Source organism: Phytobacter sp. SCO41 (genome assembly GCF_003073275.1).
Lineage (GTDB): Bacteria > Pseudomonadota > Gammaproteobacteria > Enterobacterales > Enterobacteriaceae > Phytobacter > Phytobacter diazotrophicus.
The window spans coordinates 1,348,036-1,368,659 of the sequence record NZ_CP027225.1; the positions used below are offsets into that span (position 1 = coordinate 1,348,036).

23 protein-coding genes are annotated in these 20,624 nt (G+C 53.5%); 17 read left to right on the forward strand and 6 right to left on the reverse strand.

The features are described from left to right. Window positions 1-112 precede the first annotated feature (112 nt). Window positions 113-1,024 carry a helix-turn-helix domain-containing protein gene (locus C5523_RS06690; RefSeq protein WP_108700822.1) on the forward strand — a complete coding sequence of 304 codons (912 nt, stop codon included), beginning with the start codon at window positions 113-115 and terminating at the stop codon, window positions 1,022-1,024. 48 nt (window positions 1,025-1,072) lie between these two features. Here the strand turns inward: C5523_RS06690 and ung are convergent, their stop codons facing one another. After that, window positions 1,073-1,762 (reverse strand): uracil-DNA glycosylase, encoded by a 690-nt coding sequence (gene ung, locus C5523_RS06695; RefSeq protein WP_071193442.1) that lies wholly within the window; start codon window positions 1,760-1,762, stop codon window positions 1,073-1,075. A gap of 315 nt (window positions 1,763-2,077) precedes the next feature. Between ung and grcA the strand changes: the two genes are divergently transcribed. Continuing rightward, window positions 2,078-2,461 carry an autonomous glycyl radical cofactor GrcA gene (gene grcA / locus C5523_RS06700; protein WP_039079560.1) on the forward strand — a complete coding sequence of 128 codons (384 nt, stop codon included), beginning with the start codon at window positions 2,078-2,080 and terminating at the stop codon, window positions 2,459-2,461. A 46-nt stretch (window positions 2,462-2,507) separates the two neighbouring features. Here grcA and srmB read toward each other — a convergent pair whose 3' ends face one another. Next, on the reverse strand, window positions 2,508-3,842 hold the full coding sequence (gene srmB / locus C5523_RS06705; RefSeq protein ID WP_039079561.1) for an ATP-dependent RNA helicase SrmB: 1,335 nt from the start codon (window positions 3,840-3,842) through the stop codon (window positions 2,508-2,510). 130 nt (window positions 3,843-3,972) lie between these two features. On the opposite strand from srmB, the gene C5523_RS06710 reads away from it, so the two are divergent. After that, on the forward strand, window positions 3,973-4,710 hold the full coding sequence (locus tag C5523_RS06710) for a tRNA1(Val) (adenine(37)-N6)-methyltransferase (protein WP_039079562.1): 738 nt from the start codon (window positions 3,973-3,975) through the stop codon (window positions 4,708-4,710). On the opposite strand, the gene nadB is transcribed toward C5523_RS06710, so the two are convergent. Beyond that, complete coding sequence (gene nadB, locus C5523_RS06715; protein WP_039079563.1) at window positions 4,695-6,314, reverse strand: L-aspartate oxidase; 1,620 nt, start codon at window positions 6,312-6,314, stop codon at window positions 4,695-4,697. The two genes, C5523_RS06710 and nadB, sit on opposite strands and share 16 nt — an antisense overlap. Before the next feature lie 426 nt (window positions 6,315-6,740). Here nadB and rpoE point away from each other — a divergent pair, with 426 nt between their 5' ends. The 6 genes from rpoE to lepB all read left to right on the forward strand — a co-directional run bounded on the left by rpoE (window position 6,741) and on the right by lepB (window position 12,381). After that, on the forward strand, window positions 6,741-7,316 hold the full coding sequence (gene rpoE / locus C5523_RS06720; protein WP_000003307.1) for an RNA polymerase sigma factor RpoE: 576 nt from the start codon (window positions 6,741-6,743) through the stop codon (window positions 7,314-7,316). A gap of 31 nt (window positions 7,317-7,347) precedes the next feature. Beyond that, the gene (gene rseA, locus C5523_RS06725; RefSeq protein WP_039079564.1) at window positions 7,348-7,998 is read left to right on the forward strand and encodes an anti-sigma-E factor RseA; all 651 of its coding nucleotides are present in this window, start codon (window positions 7,348-7,350) and stop codon (window positions 7,996-7,998) included. Next, window positions 7,998-8,954, forward strand: coding sequence for a sigma-E factor regulatory protein RseB (gene rseB, locus C5523_RS06730; protein WP_039079565.1), 957 nt, complete (start codon window positions 7,998-8,000; stop codon window positions 8,952-8,954). The genes rseA and rseB overlap by 1 nt, the downstream gene beginning before the upstream one ends. Beyond that, window positions 8,951-9,421, forward strand: a complete 471-nt coding sequence (rseC, locus tag C5523_RS06735; protein ID WP_071193439.1) for a SoxR-reducing system protein RseC — start codon at window positions 8,951-8,953, stop codon at window positions 9,419-9,421. The genes rseB and rseC overlap by 4 nt, the downstream gene beginning before the upstream one ends. A gap of 169 nt (window positions 9,422-9,590) precedes the next feature. Next, window positions 9,591-11,390 (forward strand): translation elongation factor 4, encoded by a 1,800-nt coding sequence (gene lepA / locus C5523_RS06740; RefSeq protein WP_039079626.1) that lies wholly within the window; start codon window positions 9,591-9,593, stop codon window positions 11,388-11,390. A gap of 16 nt (window positions 11,391-11,406) precedes the next feature. After that, on the forward strand, window positions 11,407-12,381 hold the full coding sequence (gene lepB, locus C5523_RS06745; protein ID WP_039079627.1) for a signal peptidase I: 975 nt from the start codon (window positions 11,407-11,409) through the stop codon (window positions 12,379-12,381). Window positions 12,382-12,537: 156 nt separating this feature from the next. Here lepB and C5523_RS27385 read toward each other — a convergent pair whose 3' ends face one another. Further along, complete coding sequence (locus tag C5523_RS27385; RefSeq protein ID WP_162303307.1) at window positions 12,538-12,705, reverse strand: hypothetical protein; 168 nt, start codon at window positions 12,703-12,705, stop codon at window positions 12,538-12,540. On the opposite strand from C5523_RS27385, the gene rnc reads away from it, so the two are divergent. From rnc to acpS, 5 genes are all read left to right on the forward strand, one after another. Beyond that, entirely contained in the window at window positions 12,649-13,329 is a 681-nt protein-coding gene (gene rnc / locus C5523_RS06750) for a ribonuclease III (RefSeq protein WP_039079783.1), read from the forward strand. The two genes, C5523_RS27385 and rnc, sit on opposite strands and share 57 nt — an antisense overlap. Continuing rightward, the gene (era, locus tag C5523_RS06755; RefSeq protein WP_039079628.1) at window positions 13,326-14,237 is read left to right on the forward strand and encodes a GTPase Era; all 912 of its coding nucleotides are present in this window, start codon (window positions 13,326-13,328) and stop codon (window positions 14,235-14,237) included. Before rnc ends, era begins: the two co-directional genes overlap by 4 nt. A gap of 132 nt (window positions 14,238-14,369) precedes the next feature. Beyond that, the gene (gene recO, locus C5523_RS06760; protein ID WP_039079784.1) at window positions 14,370-15,077 is read left to right on the forward strand and encodes a DNA repair protein RecO; all 708 of its coding nucleotides are present in this window, start codon (window positions 14,370-14,372) and stop codon (window positions 15,075-15,077) included. 94 nt (window positions 15,078-15,171) lie between these two features. After that, window positions 15,172-15,903, forward strand: a complete 732-nt coding sequence (pdxJ, locus tag C5523_RS06765; protein WP_071193438.1) for a pyridoxine 5'-phosphate synthase — start codon at window positions 15,172-15,174, stop codon at window positions 15,901-15,903. Continuing rightward, window positions 15,903-16,283, forward strand: a complete 381-nt coding sequence (acpS, locus tag C5523_RS06770; protein ID WP_039079630.1) for a holo-ACP synthase — start codon at window positions 15,903-15,905, stop codon at window positions 16,281-16,283. Before pdxJ ends, acpS begins: the two co-directional genes overlap by 1 nt. 135 nt (window positions 16,284-16,418) lie before the next feature. Here acpS and C5523_RS06775 read toward each other — a convergent pair whose 3' ends face one another. Together C5523_RS06775 and C5523_RS06780 are read right to left on the reverse strand one after the other, a co-directional pair. Next, the gene (locus tag C5523_RS06775) at window positions 16,419-16,679 is read right to left on the reverse strand and encodes a YfhL family 4Fe-4S dicluster ferredoxin (RefSeq protein WP_039079785.1); all 261 of its coding nucleotides are present in this window, start codon (window positions 16,677-16,679) and stop codon (window positions 16,419-16,421) included. Window positions 16,680-16,737: 58 nt separating this feature from the next. Next, window positions 16,738-17,586 carry a MurR/RpiR family transcriptional regulator gene (locus C5523_RS06780; protein ID WP_108700823.1) on the reverse strand — a complete coding sequence of 283 codons (849 nt, stop codon included), beginning with the start codon at window positions 17,584-17,586 and terminating at the stop codon, window positions 16,738-16,740. 117 nt (window positions 17,587-17,703) lie between these two features. Between C5523_RS06780 and murQ the strand changes: the two genes are divergently transcribed. Genes murQ through yfhb form a run of 3 tightly spaced genes read left to right on the forward strand, consistent with a single transcriptional unit; the run spans window position 17,704 to window position 20,605 of the window. Next, complete coding sequence (murQ, locus tag C5523_RS06785; RefSeq protein ID WP_108700824.1) at window positions 17,704-18,597, forward strand: N-acetylmuramic acid 6-phosphate etherase; 894 nt, start codon at window positions 17,704-17,706, stop codon at window positions 18,595-18,597. Between the two features lie 10 nt (window positions 18,598-18,607). Continuing rightward, window positions 18,608-19,966 (forward strand): PTS transporter subunit EIIC, encoded by a 1,359-nt coding sequence (locus C5523_RS06790; protein WP_108700825.1) that lies wholly within the window; start codon window positions 18,608-18,610, stop codon window positions 19,964-19,966. Window positions 19,967-19,969: 3 nt separating this feature from the next. Then, window positions 19,970-20,605 (forward strand): phosphatidylglycerophosphatase C, encoded by a 636-nt coding sequence (gene yfhb, locus C5523_RS06795; RefSeq protein WP_039079634.1) that lies wholly within the window; start codon window positions 19,970-19,972, stop codon window positions 20,603-20,605. Window positions 20,606-20,624 lie beyond the last annotated feature (19 nt).

Consider the following 20,624-nt stretch of genomic DNA (forward strand, 5'->3'; position numbering starts at 1 on the left):
GCTGGTCTTCGAGTGCTGAACGCAGATATTGCGGAATAAGTCCGCTGTTTTCACAGTTCCCGACAGACCAGCCAGGCCGTGCAGCAGCACTGAGAAGAGTAGAGGAGCATTGATGGCAACCACTATTCCTACTTATGCATTATACGGTGAGCAGTCTGGGCTTAGCTGGGAGAATTTTTTCAATGTCGAGATGATCTCCTTGCGATCAAAGGATCTGAACTGGCGGGCAAGCCCGCATGTACATGACTCGCTTATTCAGGTGTTATTCATCCAGCGAGGGCAGGTCGAAGTATTGATGAACTGCACGCGACAACTGGCAAAAGCCCCCTGTCTGATTCTGGTCCCCGCGCAGACTGTTCACGGTTTTCACTACACGCCAGATACCGAAGGACTCACCATTACGGCTTCGCAGCGGCCGCTTGAGTCGGTCATTGGCGTGCTGGCACCCGATATCCTCAAGCTGGTGCATAAACCGTGCATTATTTCGCTGGAGTATTTCCCCGACGAGAAGGATGCCATCTGGGCGTTTTATTACTCTATGCTGAATGAATTACGCGTGCCCATGATTAACCAAACAGCAATGTGCGCGTCGCTGTTTATCTCTATGTTTGTTCATCTATCGCGGATTACCGAGCCCGGTTTCGCCGATCAGCAGATGGATAACTCGTCGCGCAAGGCATCGCAGATCAACAAATTCCTCGCCATCGTTGACCAGAAATTTCGCCAGCGGCTGACGGTGAATGATTACTCCTGCGAAATGGGAATGTCGCCCGGACATCTCTCGCGTCTGTGCCGTTTAACGCTGGGGATGTCGAGTCTGGATGTGATTAATATGCGGGTGATTCAGGAAGCGCAGCGCGAGCTGGTTTATACCTCAAAGACCATCAAACAACTGGCTGCCTTTCTGGGATTTAACGATGAGGCCTATTTTACCCGTTTCTTTCATAAGCATACGGGCGTAAGTCCCAGTCAGTTCCGGGAACGGGCCGTGCGGGAAATTGCGACGGGAGAAGAGTACCTGTAAATGTGTTCAACACATCCCGCCATTGCTGCGGGATGTGAGCTGCAATATTTATTCACTTTCCGCCGGTAACACAGGCATCCAGTCGATCGGTGTCTGGCCGTGTTTTTCCAGCCATTCATTTGCCAGAACAAAGTGCTTACACCCGAAGAAGCCCCTGTGTGCGGATAACGGTGACGGGTGGGGCGCTTTCAATACATGGTGGCGTTTACCGTCGATAATTGCCCCTTTCTTCTGCGCATGCGATCCCCAAAGTAAAAACACCACGCCTTCACGGTGTTCATTGATGAGACTGATCACTTTATCGGTAAAGGTCTCCCAGCCAAGACTGGCATGGGAGTGCGCCTGTCCGGCGCGCACCGTTAAGACAGTATTGAGAAGCAGCACGCCCTGATGCGCCCAGCTTTCCAGATAACCATGCGTCGGTCGAACGAACCCGGGTACCGACTGTTCGAGCTCTTTATACATATTCAGTAATGATGGCGGGATGGCGATACCGGGACGCACCGAAAATGCCAGCCCATGGGCCTGACCGGGGCCGTGATAGGGATCCTGACCGAGGATCACGACTTTGACATCGCCCAGTTCAGTAAAACGGAACGCATTGAAGACATCTTTTTGCGGCGGATAGATGGTGACACCGGACTGCCGTTCTGTCGCTACCGCGCTGAGGGTATTGATAAAGTAAGGCTGTTGTTTCTCTTCTGCCAGCACATCGTGCCATGTTAATGAGGTGGTCATCCCGCTCTCCTGCCAATTTCAGTGACTGTAGCTTAACTGCTTCTTCCGCTGGCGCAAAATCGACACGTAAAACAGAACGTTAGAAGCTTAAAAAAATTTGAAAATTTACAAAAATTTTAAGGGCTGGAAAGTTGCTAACTTGATGTAAAACAATAAATTCCGCCTATTACCTTTTTCGTGGTGTGGTTTTTATTGATTTTAATCAAAGAATCAGGGGTGTGTGGAGGGTATATATACACTCAAGCAACAATGGTTTTACCAATTGGCCGCCACAAGGCCGATCAAATCAAAAATAATGCCTAAGGGAGGCACATCATGATTACGGGTATCCAAATTACTAAAGCGGCAAACGATGATCTGTTGAACTCTTTCTGGTTGCTCGACAGCGAAAAAGGCGAAGCGCGCTGTGTTTGTGCAAAAGCCGGTTATTCCGAAGATGAAGTCGTTGCTGTGAGCAAACTGGGTGACATTGAATACCGTGAAATTCCGATGGAAGTGAAACCGGAAGTTCGTGTAGAAGGCGGTCAGCATCTGAACGTAAACGTGCTGCGTCGCGAAACGCTTCTGGATGCTGTAGAACATCCGGAAAAATACCCACAGCTGACCATCCGTGTTTCTGGCTATGCCGTACGTTTCAATTCTCTGACGCCGGAACAGCAGCGCGACGTTATCGCTCGTACCTTTACTGAAAGCCTGTAATCCGCAGGCTGCAGAAATAAAAACGCCGGGCTATCCCGGCGTTTTTTTACTCTTCGTTATTTTGTTGTTCTGTCGCGGCGGCGCTTGGCTTACGGCGCTTACCAATATTTTTGGTATCGCGGTGGCGCTGTTTAACGCGCGGCTTCTCTTTTTCTTTCTCTTTTTTCTTCTCTGCACGCTTAGCCAGCACTTTCTTCGACGGCTTACCGGTCATTTTTTCGCTCGGCGCGCGCGTAGTGGGGCGCAGTTCATCAATCACGCGGATTTTCAGCGGTTCTTCAACGTAGCGACCAATCTTCTGCAATAGCAGATGATCGTGGGTTTCGACCAGTGAAATCGCGGTCCCTTTGCGTCCCGCGCGACCGGTACGGCCGATTCGGTGCAGATAGGTGTCACCACTGCGCGGCATATCGAAGTTAAACACATGGCTCACGTCAGGAATATCGATACCACGGGCGGCGACATCGGTGGCAACCAGCACATTAACGCGACCGTCGGTCAGGCGTTTGATGCCTTCAACGCGTTTCGCCTGTGCCATCTCGCCTTCGAGATAGCAGTTGTTGATACCCGCTGCACGCAATTGCTCCGCCAGTTCATGGACACGCTCGCGTTTACGCACGAAGACGATTGAACGGGTCACGCCGTCTTGCTTGAGCAAATGCTTGAGCAATTCCAGCTTGTGTTCGTAGTTGTCCGCGCGGTAGTACCACTGGTGGATCTTTTTACGCTCGCGGGTGGACGGCGTTGCAGAAACTTCAACCGGATCTTCCAGCAGACGCTCGGCGAAGTCTTTGATCGCTTCACCTTCCAGCGTTGCGGAAAACAGCATGGTCTGTTTGCGCCAGCGTGTTTCGCCAGAAATATGCTCGATGTCCTGCGCAAAGCCCAGATCCAGCATGCGATCCGCTTCGTCGAGGATCAATGTTTCGACCGCACGGCAGTCAAAATTCTCTTCTTTAATGTATTGCAGCAGTCGGCCTGTGGTTGCGACCACGATATCCTGGTTTTCGCTGAACACTTCGGCGTGGTTCATATAGGCCACACCGCCGGTGATGGTGGCAATATCCAGGTGGGTATTTTTTGCCAGCTCGCGGGCGTGGTCGGCAACCTGCATCGCCAGTTCACGAGTCGGCGTCAGGATGAGAATGCGCGGCGGGCCGGATTTCTTACGTGGGAAGTCCAGCAGGTGCTGCAACGCTGGCAGCAAATATGCCGCCGTTTTACCCGTACCGGTCGGCGCTGAGCCAAGTACATCACGCCCTTCAAGCGCAGGCGGAATGGCGGCGGCCTGGATGGCGGTCGGGCGTGTGAAACCTTTCTCCTGGAGCGCGTCCAGTAGGCTGTCGTCGAGTTCGAGTTCGGAAAAAGTCGTTACAGTCATGATCTACCTCTGTGTGGGGCGCTGATTATAGACGTTACGGCTGCAATCTTCATCTGTTTGTAAGCTTATTACTTTTCCGGCGCTTTGCTTTCACCTATGCTACGTCTGTTTCCGTATAGAGGTTGTAAAGATGCCCCACCAGAAGGCGCAGTTGCGCCGCGATGGTTTCACATTTAAAGCGTTTTTTGTTGCACACGATCGTTGCGCCATGAAAGTCGGCACCGACGGCATCTTACTCGGTGCGTGGTCGCCTGTTTCGCGGGCGAAAAGGGTGCTGGATATTGGCACGGGCAGCGGGCTGGTGGCGCTGATGTTGGCGCAGAGAACAACCGATGCGGTTGTCATCGATGCAGTAGAACTCGATGAGCAAGCGGCCGCACAGGCTCAGGAGAATGGGCAGGCGACACCCTGGGCTGCGCGTTTTCATGTCCATCATGCGGATATTCGCGATTGGTGTGCGGGGCAAACGGCACGTTACGATCTGATTGTCAGTAACCCGCCTTTTTTTGCGCAGGGCGTGCAATGTGCGACCCCGGAGCGGGAACAGGCGCGCTATACCACGACGCTGGATCACGCAGCGCTGCTGGATTGTGCGGCGTCGCTTATCACCGAAGACGGTTTCTTCTGCGTGATCCTCCCGGTAGACGTGAGTGAAGCCTTTGCCCAAAAAGCGCAGGGTATAGGCTGGCACTTACGGTTACGTACGGATGTGGCGGAGTATGAAAATCGCCCGCCGCATCGCGTATTAATGGCCTTTTCGCCAACGCCGGGGGAATGCTTCACCGACTGGCTGGCGATCCGCGGTGCCGATCAGCATTATTCTGAAAGTTACACCGCGCTCACTCAGGCTTTCTATTTATTCATGTAAGTGCGTGGCGACAAAACCGTTGGGCCGGATTCAGGCAACTGATCCGGATAATCCAGCGTATAGTGCAAGCCGCGGCTTTCCTTACGTTCCATAGCGCAGCGCACGATAAGCTCTGCCACCTGTACCAGGTTACGTAGTTCCAGCAAATTGTTCGACACGCGGAAATTGGCGTAGTACTCGTCAATTTCCTGCTGGAGCAAGGTAATACGTCGTAAGGCGCGCTCCAAACGTTTGGTGGTACGCACAATGCCAACGTAATCCCACATAAACAAGCGCAGCTCATGCCAGTTATGCTGGAGAATCACACGTTCATCGGCATCGTCGACGCGGCTTTCATCCCAGGCGGGAAGCGTGGGGGCAGGGCGGGTCATGCCGATCCGACGATCAATATCTTCTGCCGCCGACCAGCCGTAAACCAGACATTCGAGCAGCGAGTTAGACGCCATACGGTTGGCGCCATGCAGGCCCGTATAGCTCACTTCGCCAATCGCATACAAGCCATCGACATCGGCCCGACCATGTTCGTCCACCATGACGCCGCCGCAGGTGTAATGCGCGGCAGGCACGATAGGTACCTGATCTTTGGTTAAATCGATCCCCAGCCCCAGCAGTTTTTCATAAATCATCGGGAAATGCTGGCGGACAAAATCCTCAGGTTTATGGCTGATGTCGAGATACATACAATCAACCCCCAGACGTTTCATCTCGTGATCAATGGCGCGCGCGACAACATCGCGCGGTGCCAGTTCGCCGCGAGGGTCAAAATCGGGCATGAAACGGGTGCCGTCCGGACGTTTAAGATGCGCCCCTTCACCGCGCAGAGCTTCGGTGAGCAGGAAATTGCGCGCCTGTGGGTGGAACAGGGCCGTTGGGTGAAACTGATTGAACTCCAGGTTTGCCACGCGACATCCGGCACGCCAGGCCATGGCGATACCGTCGCCGGATGAGATATCCGGGTTGGTGGTGTACTGGTACACTTTTGACGCGCCGCCCGTCGCCAGCACGACGGCTTTTGCATGGCAGGTTTCCACAATCTCTTTATTACGGTTCCAGATCCATGCGCCCACGACGCGACGCGTGCCGGGCAGGCCGATTTTATCGGAAACAATCAAATCCACCGCATTGCTGCGTTCAATGATATGAATGTTTGGGTGATTCAGCGCCTTACTGACCAGGGTGTTTTCAACCTCTTTTCCGGTGGCATCGGCGGCATGCAGAATGCGGCGGTGGCTGTGGCCGCCTTCGCGGGTCAGATGATAGCTTTCGCTTCCTTGTGCATCCACCTGCATATCGAACGCGACGCCCTGGTCGATCAGCCACTGCACGCACTGACGGGCGTTACTGGCAACAAACTCTGCTGCCTGACGTTCGACAATACCAGCCCCGGCAATCAGCGTATCTTCGACATGAGACTCAACGCTGTCGGTTTCATCAAACACAGCGGCAATACCGCCCTGTGCGTAAAAAGTTGAGCCTTCACTCACCGGCCCTTTGCTTAACACGATAACGTTGTGGCGTTCAGCGAGGCGCAGAGCAACAGACAGGCCCGCGGCACCGCTGCCGATGACCAGCACATCGCACGAAAGTTCGGGGGTTGTTTTCATGATGGTGTGTTTAATTTACTAAACAAGGTTCGGGCAGCATAGCACCGTATTCCGCCCTGGCGTAGCCATTTTTTAATGATTTGTACTAACGGCTAAACATGCGAGGGCGGCATAAATGCGTTGCCCGCAAGAAAATCGTTATCTGGCAGATTGTTAGCTGATATGGATTAGGTGATGAAAAAAAGGCTGTGTTGCGTTACTCTCTGGCGGTCTTCGGGTCTTTTCATAATCAACATACCCGATACAGAGTTTGTGGACTTATAATGAGTCATAATGAAAAGTCTGCAGAACGATTCACAAAAACAAAGGCGTAACGGAACTTTTTACTGAACCTTCGCTCTAAATGGCTGCTTGCTCATATAGTGCAGTTTTGGAGTGGCGTTTCATTTACGCGTGGAAATAGGTTTTGGGGAGATTTTACCTCGGATGAGCGAGCAGTTAACGGATCAGGTCCTTGTTGAGAGGGTCCAGAAAGGAGATCAGAAGGCGTTCAACTTACTGGTAGTACGCTACCAGCATAAAGTGGCGAGTCTGGTTTCCCGCTATGTGCCTTCTGGCGATGTGCCTGATGTCGTACAAGAGTCATTTATTAAGGCTTATCGCGCGCTGGACTCGTTCCGGGGAGATAGTGCTTTTTATACCTGGCTATACCGTATCGCTGTGAATACAGCAAAAAATTATCTGGTTGCTCAGGGACGCAGGCCGCCATCAAGTGATGTCGACGCGATTGAAGCAGAAAACTTCGAAAGTGGCGGTGCGCTGAAAGAAATTTCGAACCCTGAGAACTTAATGTTGTCAGAAGAACTGAGACAAATAGTTTTCCGTACTATTGAGTCGCTCCCGGAAGATTTACGCATGGCAATTACGTTACGGGAGTTGGATGGTCTGAGCTATGAAGAGATAGCCGCTATCATGGATTGCCCGGTAGGTACAGTGCGTTCACGTATCTTCCGAGCGCGGGAAGCTATTGATAATAAAGTTCAACCGCTTATCAGGCGTTGACGATAGCGGGATACTGGAAAAGGTATTAGGCATGCAGAAAGAACAACTTTCCGCTTTAATGGACGGTGAAACGCTGGATAGGGAGCTGCTCTCTGAGCTGTCTCGCGATCCTGAAATGCAGAAAACCTGGGAGAGCTACCATCTCATTCGCGACGCAATGCGCGGTGATACGGCTGATGTTCTCCACTTCGATATCTCAGCCCAAGTTATGGCCGCGATTGAAAATGAGTCTGTTCAACCGACGACACCATTAATCCCTGAGGCTCAGCCTGCGCCGCACCAGTGGCAGAAAATGCCATTCTGGACAAAAGTCCGTCCATGGGCCAGTCAATTGACGCAAATGGGCGTGGCTGCATGCGTATCGCTTGCAGTTATTGTGGGTGTCCAGCACTATAATGGCCAGTCTGAATCCACCCAGCAGCCAGAAGCGCCGGTGTTTAATACACTGCCGATGATGGGCAAAGCCAGCCCGGTAAGTCTGGGTGTTCCGGCTGATGCAACGGCGGATGTCGGTCAGCAACAGCAGGTGCAGGAACAGCGTCGCCGTATTAACGCCATGTTGCAGGATTACGAACTGCAACGTCGTCTGCACTCCGAACAGCTTAAGTTTGAGCAGGCACAAACCCAGCAGGCTGCTGTGCAAGTGCCAGGAAATCAAACGTTAGGAACCCAATCGCAGTAATGAAGCAACTTTGGTGTGCCATGTCTTTTGTGGCAGCAGGCCTGTTCTTCTCAAGCAACGCCTCGGCAGATACCTCGTCCGGGGCGTTGTTGCAGCAGATGAACGTGGCGAGCCAGTCACTCAACTATGAACTGTCCTTTATCAGCATTAACAAGCAAGGGGTAGAGTCTCTGCGTTACCGCCACGCGCGCGTAAACAATCAGCCTCTCGCTCAGCTTTTGCAAATGGACGGCCCCCGCCGGGAAGTGGTACAGCGTGGCAATGAAATAAGCTACTTTGAGCCGGGTCTTGAGCCCTTTACGCTGAATGGCGACTACATTGTCGATTCGCTCCCTTCGCTGGTATATACCGATTTCAAACGCCTTGCGCCTTATTACGATTTCATTTCTGTCGGACGTACGCGTATTGCCGATCGCTTGTGTGAAGTGATCCGGGTTGTTGCCCGTGACGGAACGCGTTATAGCTACATTGTCTGGATGGATGCGGAAACGCGCCTGCCAATGCGCGTGGATCTGCTCGACAGAGATGGCGAAACGTTGGAACAGTTCCGCGTGATTGCCTACACCGTAAACGGGCAACAGATCGCCAGCAGTATGCAGACCCTGGCAAACGCCAACTTGCCGCCGTTGCTGTCCGTTCCGCAGGGCGACAGCGTTGCCTTTAACTGGTTGCCTTCCTGGTTACCGCAAGGTTTTAGTGAAGTCTCCAGCAGTCGTCGCCAGCTTCCTACCATAGACATGCCTGTCGAATCCCGCCTTTATTCCGACGGCCTGTTTAGTTTCTCGGTGAACGTCAATCGTGCTAATCAGAACAGTGCCGATCAGATGTTGCGTACCGGACGCCGGACCGTGAGTACAACCATCCGTGATAACGCTGAAATTACCATTGTGGGCGAATTACCCCCACAAACGGCCAAGCGTATTGCGGACAGCATCAAATTCAGGGCAGCACAATGATCAAAGAGTGGGCGACCGTCGTCTCATGGAAAAACGGTGAAGCGCTGGTGGAGTGCGATGTTAAAGCTTCCTGTAGCAGTTGTGCTTCACGAAGTGGATGCGGGAGCCGCGTACTGAACAAACTTGGGCCGCAAATGACCCATACCTTGTCCGTACCGTGCGATCAGCCGCTGGTTGCCGGGCAAAAAGTGGAGCTGGGGATTGGCGAAGCCAGTTTATTGACGTCAGCGCTGCTGGTGTATATGTCTCCGCTGGTTGGTCTTTTCCTGATGTCGGCGCTCTTCCAGACCCTTTTTAATCAGGATCTGGCCACGTTGTGCGGCGCCATATTGGGTGGGGTTGGCGGTTTTTTACTGGCGCGGAGTTTTTCGCCAAAACTGGCGAATCGTTCCGAATGGCAGCCGGTGATTATCAGCGTTGGCCTCCCTCCCGACCTGGTGCGCATCGACAATTCACCTGCCGAATAATGCCAGTGATTTTCCTGTCTTACCGGGGGGAATGCGCGGCCTGGTTTGTTGCCAGTATGAGCATTTCCCCGCATTGTGGTTGTAGTGTAGAATGCGGCGTTTCAGACTTTTGACGTCAGGCTCCGAACCGCGGCCTCTTAGTTATTCGTAAGGCAAAAAATCTCCCTATATGAAGAATATACGTAACTTTTCGATCATTGCTCACATCGACCACGGTAAGTCGACGCTGTCTGACCGCATTATCCAAATTTGTGGCGGCTTGTCCGATCGCGAAATGGAAGCTCAGGTTCTTGATTCTATGGATCTCGAACGTGAACGCGGTATTACCATCAAGGCGCAGAGCGTTACGCTGGACTTTAAAGCGTCCGATGGCGAAACCTATCAACTGAACTTTATCGATACTCCTGGTCACGTTGACTTCTCCTACGAAGTTTCCCGTTCGCTGGCCGCCTGTGAAGGTGCGTTGCTGGTGGTGGATGCCGGCCAGGGGGTAGAGGCGCAGACGCTGGCAAACTGCTATACCGCCATGGAAATGGATCTGGAAGTGGTGCCGGTACTGAATAAAATCGACCTGCCTGCAGCCGATCCGGAACGTGTTGCGGAAGAAATTGAAGATATCGTTGGTATCGATGCCACCGACGCGGTGCGTTGCTCTGCAAAAACCGGTGTGGGTGTTGTCGATGTCCTCGAACGCCTGGTGCGCGAAATTCCGGCACCTCAAGGTGATCCGGATGCACCGTTACAGGCACTGATTATTGATTCCTGGTTCGATAACTACCTGGGCGTCGTGTCGTTGATCCGTGTGAAAAACGGTACGCTGCGTAAAGGTGATAAAGTCAAAGTGATGAGTACCGGCCAGGTCTATAACGCTGACCGTCTGGGCATCTTCACACCGAAACAGGTTGACCGTACTGAACTGAATTGCGGCGAAGTAGGCTGGCTGGTTTGCGCCATTAAAGACATTATGGGCGCGCCGGTGGGCGATACCCTGACGCTGGCGCGAAATGCGGCTGACAAAGCGCTGCCGGGCTTTAAAAAGGTGAAGCCACAGGTTTATGCCGGTCTGTTCCCGGTAAGCTCCGACGATTACGAGAACTTCCGTGATGCGCTCGGCAAACTGAGCCTGAACGATGCATCGCTGTTCTACGAACCGGAAAGTTCTACCGCGCTGGGCTTTGGTTTCCGCTGCGGCTTCCTTGGTCTGCTGCATATGGAGATCATTCAGGAGCGTCTGGAGCGTGAATACGATCTGGATCTGATCACCACCGCACCAACGGTAGTCTACGAAGTTGAGACCACCTCGAAAGAGGTTATCTACGTCGACAGCCCGTCCAAGCTGCCACCGCTGAACAATATTTATGAGCTGCGTGAGCCGATTGCCGAGTGTCATATGCTGCTGCCACAGGAGTTCCTGGGCAACGTGATTACGCTCTGTATCGAGAAACGTGGCGTGCAGACCAACATGGTTTACCACGGTAACCAGGTGGCGCTGACCTATGAAATCCCGATGGCGGAAGTGGTGCTCGACTTCTTCGACCGTCTGAAGTCAACCTCCCGTGGCTACGCGTCACTGGATTACAACTTCAAACGCTTCCAGGCTTCCAACATGGTACGTGTGGACGTGCTGATCAACGGTGAGCGTGTTGATGCGCTGGCGCTGATCACCCACAACGACAACGCACCATACCGCGGGCGCGAGCTGGTTGAGAAGATGAAGGATCTCATCCCGCGTCAACAGTTTGATATTGCCATTCAGGCGGCCATTGGTAACCACATCATTGCCCGTTCGACGGTAAAACAACTGCGTAAAAACGTTCTGGCAAAATGCTATGGCGGTGACGTTAGCCGTAAGAAAAAGCTGCTGCAGAAACAGAAAGAAGGTAAGAAACGCATGAAGCAGGTCGGCAACGTCGAACTGCCGCAGGAAGCGTTCCTCGCCATTCTGCATGTCGGTAAAGACGGCAAATAACCCTTAAGGAGTTGGCATGGCGAACATGTTTGCCCTGATCCTGGTCGTTGCGACCCTGGCGACGGGATTTCTATGGTGCCTGGATAAGTTTATTTTTGCACCCAAACGCCGTGAGCGTCAGGCTGTTGCCCAACTGGCAACAGGTGATGCCCTCGATAACAAAACGCTGAAAAAAGTCGGCCCGAAACCGGGCTGGCTGGAAACTGGCGCATCGGTTTTCCCGGTGCTGGCGATTGTTCTGGTCGTGCGTTCATTTATTTATGAACCCTTCCAGATCCCGTCAGGTTCGATGATGCCAACGCTGCTGATTGGTGATTTTATTCTGGTTGAGAAGTTCGCCTATGGCATTAAAGATCCGATTTACCAGAAAACCCTGATCGAAACCGGTCATCCGAAACGGGGTGACATCGCGGTATTTAAATATCCGGACGATCCGCGTCTTGATTACATCAAACGTGTGGTCGGCTTGCCGGGCGATAAAGTGAGTTACGATCCGGTCGCCAAAGAGGTTACCGTTCAGCCAAAATGCAGCTCCGGCCAGGCTTGTGATAACGCGCTGCCAATCACCTACAGTAATGTTGAACCGAGTGATTTCGTGCAGACCTTCGGGCGCCGCACGGGCGGGGAAGCCAGCAGTGGTTTCTTCCAGTTGCCGAAAGGCGAGAACCGTGATGATGGTATTCGTCTGGGTGAGCGCAAAGAGACGCTGGGGGATGTCACCCACCGTATTCTGACCGTGCCGGTCGCGCAGGATCAACTGGGCATGTATTACAAACAGCAGGGCCAGCCGCTGGCGACGTGGATTGTTCCGCCGGGTCATTACTTCATGATGGGCGATAACCGCGATAACAGCGCTGACAGCCGTTATTGGGGCTTTGTACCAGAGGCCAATCTGGTGGGCAGAGCTACCGCTATCTGGATGAGTTTTGAAAAACAAGAAGGTGAATGGCCAACCGGCGTGCGCTTAAGTCGCATTGGTGGCATTCATTAATTCAACGGGGTGCGGACAGAATATCCGCACCCCGAATTATTTCCGCGATAAATCCGTTCAGACTAACGACATCCCATGTCGTTGCGTATAGAATGTTCCCCCGAAGTTTCAGGCTGGCTCCTCAGGGCGCCACAGCACACGAAACCGCGTTGGTTCTTACACTTCATCATGCGCGCCATCGATTAAAAGAGGCTGCCAATCGATGATATGTACTTTCAGGTCGGTTTCGTGTGCTGCATTGTTGACGCATTCATCTATTGGTATCGCATGAACCCCATCGTAATAAATCGGCTTCAGCGGAAGCTGGGCTACACTTTTCATCATCAGGAGCTGTTGCAGCAGGCATTAACGCATCGCAGTGCCAGCAGCAAGCATAACGAGCGTCTCGAATTTTTAGGCGACTCCATTTTAAGTTTTGTGATTGCCAATGCGCTATATCACCGTTTCCCGCGTGTGGACGAAGGTGATATGAGCCGTATGCGCGCAACGCTGGTTCGCGGAAACACACTGGCGGAAATTGCCCGTGAGTTTGAACTGGGTGAATGTCTGCGCTTAGGGCCTGGTGAACTGAAAAGCGGTGGTTTTCGTCGTGAATCCATTCTGGCCGATACCGTAGAAGCGTTGATCGGTGGGGTATTCCTCGACAGCGATATTCAGACTGTCGAGAAACTGATCCTGAACTGGTATCAAACACGTCTGGACGAAATCAGTCCGGGTGATAAACAAAAAGATCCAAAAACCCGTTTGCAGGAATTTTTGCAGGGTCGCCACCTCCCACTGCCGTCTTATCTTGTGGTGCAGGTGCGTGGTGAAGCACACGATCAGGAATTCACTATCCACTGCCAGGTCAGTGGCCTGAAAGAACCGGTAGTAGGCACAGGTTCAAGCCGCCGTAAGGCAGAGCAGGCCGCAGCCGAACAGGCGCTGAAAAAACTGGAGCTGGAATGAGCACTGAAACTGAAAAAACATATTGTGGGTTTATCGCCATCGTTGGCCGCCCTAACGTGGGTAAATCCACGCTGTTGAATAATCTGCTCGGGCAGAAGATTTCCATTACCTCGCGCAAAGCGCAGACCACCCGTCACCGTATCGTGGGTATTCACACCGAAGGGGCTTACCAGGCCATCTACGTGGACACCCCCGGCTTGCACATGGAAGAGAAGCGTGCGATTAACCGCCTGATGAACAAAGCGGCGAGCAGCTCGATTGGTGATGTAGAACTGGTCATTTTCGTCGTGGAAGGCACCCGCTGGACGCCGGACGATGAAATGGTGCTCAATAAACTGCGTGAAGGGAAAGCGCCGGTTATCCTGGCTATCAACAAAGTCGATAACGTGCAGGAAAAGGCCGATTTGCTGCCGCATCTGCAGTTCCTGGGTAGCCAGATGAACTTCCTCGATATCGTCCCAATCTCTGCTGAGACCGGCTTTAACGTTGATACTATTGCCAGCATTGTGCGCAAGCATCTGCCGGAAGCGGTTCACCATTTCCCGGAAGATTATATTACCGACCGCTCTCAGCGTTTTATGGCGTCCGAGATCATTCGTGAAAAACTGATGCGTTTTCTGGGCGCTGAATTGCCGTATTCCGTCACCGTCGAAATTGAGCGTTTTATTACCAATGAACGTGGTGGTTACGATATCAACGGGTTGATCCTCGTTGAACGCGAAGGGCAGAAGAAGATGGTGATTGGCAACAAAGGGGCCAAAATTAAAACCATCGGTATCGAAGCCCGTAAAGACATGCAGGAGATGTTCGAAGCCCCGGTTCACCTGGAGCTGTGGGTGAAAGTGAAATCGGGCTGGGCCGACGACGAGCGTGCACTGCGTAGTCTTGGCTACGTTGACGATCTTTAAGAGTTGATACTCTATGGATTTCGAGTTGCAGGAAGGCGGCAAGACCGTGAATCCCCTGGAGCTTACATCGGTAAGTGACTGGGGGGAGTGGGCGCAGCTAACGCGCCTGCAGCTTGAAAGACGACGAGTATGATGGAGGGCTGGCAGCGCGCATTCGTTCTGCATAGTCGCCCCTGGAGCGAAACCAGCTTAATGCTGGACGTCTTCACGGAAGAATCGGGTCGCGTGCGCCTGGTCGCTAAAGGCGCACGTTCAAAACGTTCCAACCTGAAAGGCGCGTTACAGCCTTTTACCCCCTTGCTGGTACGCTTTGGCGGACGCGGCGAAGTCAAAACGCTGCGCAGCGCTGAAGCCGTCTCTCTGGCACTTCCCCTTTCCGGGATTACGCTTTACAGCGGTCTGTATGTCAACGAGCTCCTGTCACGGGTTCTTGAACATGAGACTCGCTTCTCTGAACTTTTCTTCGATTATCTGCACTGTATCCAGGCACTGGCTGGCGCAATCGGTACGCCCGAACCGGTTTTACGTCGTTTTGAACTCGCGTTGCTGGGGCACCTCGGATATGGCGTAGATTTTCTGCACTGTGCAGGCAGCGGTGAACCTGTTGAGGACACCATGACCTACCGTTATCGCGAAGAGAAGGGATTTATTGCCAGCGTGGTGGTGGATAACAGCACCTTTACCGGGCGGCATTTGCGAGCGCTTGCCGAACGCGAATTTCCCGATATGGATACGCTCAGGGCGGCGAAACGCTTTACCCGCATAGCGTTAAAGCCGTATCTTGGGGGCAAACCGCTCAAGAGCCGGGAACTGTTTCGCCAGTTTATGCCGAAACGTTAACGGAGCCGAATTTCCGACTCGCTTTCGCCTTTGCGCATGTGAGCAGAAGGGCGGGGTGAGTAGAACGTAAAGACGAACGAAAACGAGGATTGTGATGGCTGAATTACTGTTAGGCGTCAACATTGACCACATTGCCACCCTGCGCAATGCGCGCGGCACGGCGTATCCGGACCCGGTACAGGCGGCATTTATTGCGGAACAGGCCGGTGCGGACGGTATTACCGTGCATTTGCGTGAAGATCGTCGCCATATCACTGACCGCGATGTTCGCGTACTGCGCCAGACCCTGGACACGCGAATGAACCTTGAAATGGCCGTTACAGAAGAGATGCTGGGGATTGCGGTCGAAACGAAGCCGCATTTCTGCTGCCTGGTGCCGGAGAAACGCCAGGAAGTGACCACCGAAGGCGGTCTGGATGTGGCCGGACAACGTGACAAAATGCGTGATGCCTGCAAGCGTCTGGCGGATGCCGGTATCCTGGTCTCGCTGTTTATTGATGCCGATGTTGAGCAGATCAAAGCGGCTGCCGATGTTGGCGCGCCGTACATCGAAATTCACACCGGTTGTTATGCCGACGCGAAAGACGAAGCGGAACAGGCAAAAGAGCTGGATCGCATCGCTAAAGCGGCGAGCTATGCGGCAAGCCTCGGGCTGAAAGTTAATGCCGGACACGGCCTCACCTACCATAACGTGCAGGCTATCGCACGCCTGCCGGAAATGCATGAGCTGAACATTGGCCATGCCATTATTGGTCGTGCTGTCATGAGCGGTCTGAAAGAGGCGGTCGCGGAAATGAAACGCCTGATGGTGGAAGCGCGTAAGTAATGGCTATTCTTGGCATTGGCACAGATATTGTCGAAATTGAGCGTATTGAAGCGGTGATTGCCCGTAGCGGCGATCGCCTGGCAAAACGCGTGTTAAGCGACAATGAATGGGCCATCTGGGAGAGGCATCAGCAACCGGTGCGTTTTCTCGCCAAACGCTTTGCCGTCAAAGAAGCGGCGGCAAAAGCGTTTGGAACGGGTATCCGCAACGGGCTCGCGTTTAACCAGTTTGAAGTATTTAACGACGAGCTGGGCAAGCCTTGTCTGCGGCTGTGGGGTGAAGCGTTAGCGCTTGCGGAAAAACTGGGCGTAGCGCACATGCATGTCACGCTGGCAGATGAGCGCCGCTATGCCTGCGCGACGGTGATTATCGAGAGTTAAGGACCTTATTTCACAGGGCGTCATTGGCGATGTCAGTTTGAATTCGCATAGCAGAAACCGGAGCGTACTCAGGTACGTGAGGATTGCGAGCACTGCCCTGGCTTAAAATGACAAGTAATAGCCCTGAGTGAGGTTCTAGATCTTATCTGCGTGGTGCATTTGTACAAACTTGTCCCACAACTGCTCTTCGCTTTCGACATGTGCCGGATCTTTCAAAATGGTATTGGGGATCGGGCACACTTTCTGGCAGGTCGGTGTTTCGTAGTGTCCAATACATTCCGTGCAGCGATCGCTGTTAATCTCATAAATGCTCTCGCCCATCGAAATGGCCTCATTAGGGCATTCGGGCTCGCACATATCGCAATTGATGCATTTTTTGGTGATTAACAGCGCCATCAGGAAAATCTCAGAAACCTCACACAAACAGGGCGGGCATTATACGATCATTCCCTGTTCAAACCAGTTTTTTTACCAGCTCCTCGCTGTGACGAATACGCTCCGGCGCATGTTCCAGATCGCGCTGAACGAGGGCCATAAATAACAGATCGGTGAGCATCGTTTGGGCGCTGGTCGATGAGATTGCCGCGCTGCGGGTCGCCTGTTCTTCGGCAATTGTGTACAGACAGTGGCTGGCACGCTGTTGCAGGGCGTTAGGTGTGAAACCGGTAATCGCCAGAATGTGTCCACCGGCGCGCAACATTTCATCGGCAGCCATATTGATCTCACGGCGCTCACCGGAATACGAGATCGGTAACAACAGATCTTGTGGATCCATCGCCTGCACCGTGGCCAGCAGGGCGTGCATATCCTGCTCGACTATGGCATTCAGGCCAATTTTCATGAGCTTCCAGCCGAAATTACGCGCCACCAGACCGGACGCGCCAATCCCGGTCAACACAATACGTCTTGCCGTGCGCAGCATCTCCACGCTTTGCTGTAGCTTCTCTTCGCTGTTCACATCCAGGGTGGCGCGCATGGCGCTCAGATTCTCATTGATAAGCTTTTCGCCAACCACGCGCAGCGTATCGTCACCGAGAATCTGATTGTGCACAGTGATGGAAAAGGGAGCCGGGCTGCTGGCGAGTGCCTCGCTGATCGCCAGTTTCAGTGCCGGAAAGCCTTTGAACCCCAGCTTCTGGGCAAATTTCACCACGCTCGACTGACTCACTCCCGCCTCCAGCGCCAGTTGCTGAGAGCTTAAATGACGAGCGCGATCGGGCTCGGCCAGCAAGAAATCCGCCAGCTTCTTATCGCTCTGTGCAAATCCGGCATAACGCTGGCGAATACTAAGTAAACAGTTCATCACGTCTCCTGAGGCAAAATGTGACCACAATTACAAATACGCATTTGACGCAGGCAAATGAATTTTATATTCCATGTCTTGCTATTATTATGAATAAAAAATTCTTTAGGAGCAAAAATGAATCTTGGCGCACTGGTTTCCGAGACACGCAATCCAGAAACTATGGATTTAGACGCATTAACGACCATCGAATTAGTTAACCGTTTTAACCAACAGGATACGCTGGTCGCTCAGGCAGTAAAAGCCACCTTACCGGAAGTTGCCAAAGCGGTGGATGCGGCGGCGCTGGCGTTGAAAGCGGGCGGCAGAATTATTTATATGGGTGCCGGTACCAGTGGGCGACTTGGGGTGCTGGATGCTTCTGAGTGCCCGCCGACCTTTGGCGTGCCGCACGGTCTGGTGGTCGGGCTGATTGCCGGTGGGCCTGGGGCATTGCTCAAAGCCGTTGAAGGGGCGGAAGACAATGCACAGCTCGGCGAGGACGATTTGAAAGCCCTCTCACTGAACGCTGCGGATCTGGTGGTGGGGCTGGCAGCGTCCGGGCGCACGCCCTATGTCATCGGCGGCCTGAAATATGCCAATGCCGTGGGCTGCTCCACCGTGGCGATCTCCTGTAACCCGGATTCCCCTATTGCCCATGAAGCGGATATTGCCATTTCACCGGTGGTTGGCCCGGAGGCGCTCACTGGCTCCACGCGTCTGAAATCGGGCACTGCGCAGAAATTGGTACTCAATATGATTTCCACCGGGGCGATGGTGAAATTTGGCAAGGTTTATCAAAACCTGATGGTCGATATGAAAGCGACCAATATCAAGCTGGTGGACCGTGCCTGTCGCATGGTTGTAGAGGCAACAGGCGTCACGCGTGATGTCGCGGAAAGCGTACTAAAGCAGACTGATTTCGACGTCAAACCGGCCATTTTGATGGTGTTGACCGGGCTTGATGCGCCTGCGGCACGCGCGAAACTGACGGCGCATCAGGGCTTTTTACGGGCGGCGTTAGAAAACTAAAGAGGCGTGTATGGACAAAACAGCAGCGCTCGCCAGCGCCATCCTCAACGGGGTGGGCGGGCAGGGTAACATTCAGCGTCTTGAAAACTGCATGACCCGCGTGCGCGTCGAACTTTTCGATGACGCGAAGCTGGACCTGGCGGCCACAAAACAGTTGCCAGGGGTTAGCGGCTATGTCAAACAGGGCCAGCAGCATCAGTTTATTGTCGGGCCGGGTAAGGCGGCGCAGGTGGTGGATGCGATGCGAGCACAAATGAGCGGGGCGGACGCGGCGCTAGATAATGTCGAGCGTAACAAGGCGCAGGCGAAAGCCAAATACAAAGCCCCGATGAGTGATGCGCTGCGTAAGCTGGCAAACGTCTTTATTCCGCTGATCCCGGCGTTTATCGCCTCGGGGCTGATCACGGGTATTATCAATATCCTCAAACGTCCGGATATCGTCGGCGATTTTGCGACACAATACCCCAATATGCTCGGTTTGCTGGCCATTTTTGGCAGCGCCGTGTTTGCCATCATGAATATTCTGGTGGGGGTAAATACCGCGAAGGTATTTGGCGGCTCGCAGGCGCTGGGTGGGGTGATGGCCGGGATTCTCTCCAGCCCACAACTGGCGCAAATTACCCTGTTTGGCGAGGCGCTGCAGCCGGGCCGCGGTGGGGTTATCGCGGTGTTACTGGTCGTGGCCTTAATGTGCTGGATTGAGAAAAAATTTCGCGACATTCTGCCCGGCTCGATCGAGCTTATCCTTAACCCGTTGCTGACCACGCTTATCGCAGGGACGGTGGCGATTATTGCGCTACAACCTTTGGGCGGCGTGATTTCGGAGGGCATCGCGCACGGGGCTTCCTGGGCTATTGATCGCGGCGGCCTGCTGGTGGGGGCTATCCTTGCAGGCGCATTTCTGCCGCTCGTGCTTACCGGGCTTCATCAGGGGCTGGTGCCCATCCACGTAGAGCTGGTACAGGCGCATGGTTACAACGCCCTGTTCCCGATTCTGGCGATGGCGGGGGTCGGGCAGGTGGGGGCGGCGATTGCGGTGCTCATGAAAACCCGTAATGCCCGCCTGAAAAAAGTAATCAAAGGCGCACTCCCGGTGGGATTACTGGGAATTGGCGAGCCGCTGATTTTCGGTGTCACCCTGCCGCTGGGGAAACCTTTTCTCGGCGCGTGTTTAGGCGGCGCGGTGGGCGGTGCGCTGATAAGCTACTGGAAAGTGGCGACGGTTATCACCTTCGGCATCTCCGGATTACCGCTTGCGTTAACCATTGTTACCGGAAAAGTGATGCTCTATCTGTTAGGCTATTTGGTAGCAGTGTTAGCCGGGTTCCTGTTTACCTGGCTGTTGGGTTTCACCGATCCTGAGGAGTAACATTTGGCTACCAGCGAGCGTCGCATTGTCTTTTTTGATCTTGATGGCACTTTACATCAGCAGGATATGTTCGGCACATTCCTGCGCTACGCGTTGCGCCATCACCCTCTAAATGTCTTGCTGGTTCTGCCTTTACTGCCCGTCATTGGCGTCGCCCTTTTAGTCAAAGGGCGCGCCGCGCGCTGGCCAATGAGTCTGTTGTTATGGGCATGTACTTTCGGCCACAGCGAAACCCACCTTAAGCGGCTTGAGCAGAAATTTGCCACCTGGTTTCGCGGGCATGTCACGGCATTTCCGGTGGTGCAGGAACGACTCACCAACTATCTTCTGGCCTCCGATGCAGATATCTGGCTTATCACCGGTTCGCCGCAGCCACTGGTGGAACAGGTCTATTTTGATACCCCCTGGCTGCCGCGAGTGAATATTATCGCCAGCCAGATTGAGCGCCGCTACGGTGGGTGGGTGCTTACATTGCGTTGTCTGGGGCATGAAAAAGTTGCTCAGCTTGAGCGCAAAATCGGCACGCCGCTGCGTCTGTACAGTGGCTATAGCGACAGTAAACAGGACAACCCACTGCTCTATTTTTGCCAGCATCGCTGGCGGGTGACGCCGCGTGGACAGCTCCAGCAACTGGAATGAGCGTGTGCAACACATAACG

Excerpts from the sequence above, each read along its gene's own strand:
- acpS (WP_039079630.1), top strand. The coding sequence starts at position 15,903 with ATGGCTATTCTTGGCATTGGCACAGATATTGTCGAAATTGAGCGTATT.
- C5523_RS06690 (WP_108700822.1), top strand. The coding sequence starts at position 113 with ATGGCAACCACTATTCCTACTTATGCATTATACGGTGAGCAGTCTGGG.
- C5523_RS06775 (WP_039079785.1), bottom strand. The coding sequence starts at position 16,679 with ATGGCGCTGTTAATCACCAAAAAATGCATCAATTGCGATATGTGCGAG.
- C5523_RS06790 (WP_108700825.1), top strand. The coding sequence starts at position 18,608 with ATGGACAAAACAGCAGCGCTCGCCAGCGCCATCCTCAACGGGGTGGGC.
- rnc (WP_039079783.1), top strand. The coding sequence starts at position 12,649 with ATGAACCCCATCGTAATAAATCGGCTTCAGCGGAAGCTGGGCTACACT.
- murQ (WP_108700824.1), top strand. The coding sequence starts at position 17,704 with ATGAATCTTGGCGCACTGGTTTCCGAGACACGCAATCCAGAAACTATG.
- nadB (WP_039079563.1), bottom strand. The coding sequence starts at position 6,314 with ATGAAAACAACCCCCGAACTTTCGTGCGATGTGCTGGTCATCGGCAGC.
- C5523_RS27385 (WP_162303307.1), bottom strand. The coding sequence starts at position 12,705 with ATGATGAAAAGTGTAGCCCAGCTTCCGCTGAAGCCGATTTATTACGAT.
- grcA (WP_039079560.1), top strand. The coding sequence starts at position 2,078 with ATGATTACGGGTATCCAAATTACTAAAGCGGCAAACGATGATCTGTTG.
- srmB (WP_039079561.1), bottom strand. The coding sequence starts at position 3,842 with ATGACTGTAACGACTTTTTCCGAACTCGAACTCGACGACAGCCTACTG.
- era (WP_039079628.1), top strand. The coding sequence starts at position 13,326 with ATGAGCACTGAAACTGAAAAAACATATTGTGGGTTTATCGCCATCGTT.
- rseC (WP_071193439.1), top strand. The coding sequence starts at position 8,951 with ATGATCAAAGAGTGGGCGACCGTCGTCTCATGGAAAAACGGTGAAGCG.
- recO (WP_039079784.1), top strand. The coding sequence starts at position 14,370 with ATGGAGGGCTGGCAGCGCGCATTCGTTCTGCATAGTCGCCCCTGGAGC.
- lepB (WP_039079627.1), top strand. The coding sequence starts at position 11,407 with ATGGCGAACATGTTTGCCCTGATCCTGGTCGTTGCGACCCTGGCGACG.
- rseA (WP_039079564.1), top strand. The coding sequence starts at position 7,348 with ATGCAGAAAGAACAACTTTCCGCTTTAATGGACGGTGAAACGCTGGAT.
- ung (WP_071193442.1), bottom strand. The coding sequence starts at position 1,762 with ATGACCACCTCATTAACATGGCACGATGTGCTGGCAGAAGAGAAACAA.
- C5523_RS06710 (WP_039079562.1), top strand. The coding sequence starts at position 3,973 with ATGCCCCACCAGAAGGCGCAGTTGCGCCGCGATGGTTTCACATTTAAA.
- pdxJ (WP_071193438.1), top strand. The coding sequence starts at position 15,172 with ATGGCTGAATTACTGTTAGGCGTCAACATTGACCACATTGCCACCCTG.
- lepA (WP_039079626.1), top strand. The coding sequence starts at position 9,591 with ATGAAGAATATACGTAACTTTTCGATCATTGCTCACATCGACCACGGT.
- C5523_RS06780 (WP_108700823.1), bottom strand. The coding sequence starts at position 17,586 with ATGAACTGTTTACTTAGTATTCGCCAGCGTTATGCCGGATTTGCACAG.
- rseB (WP_039079565.1), top strand. The coding sequence starts at position 7,998 with ATGAAGCAACTTTGGTGTGCCATGTCTTTTGTGGCAGCAGGCCTGTTC.
- rpoE (WP_000003307.1), top strand. The coding sequence starts at position 6,741 with ATGAGCGAGCAGTTAACGGATCAGGTCCTTGTTGAGAGGGTCCAGAAA.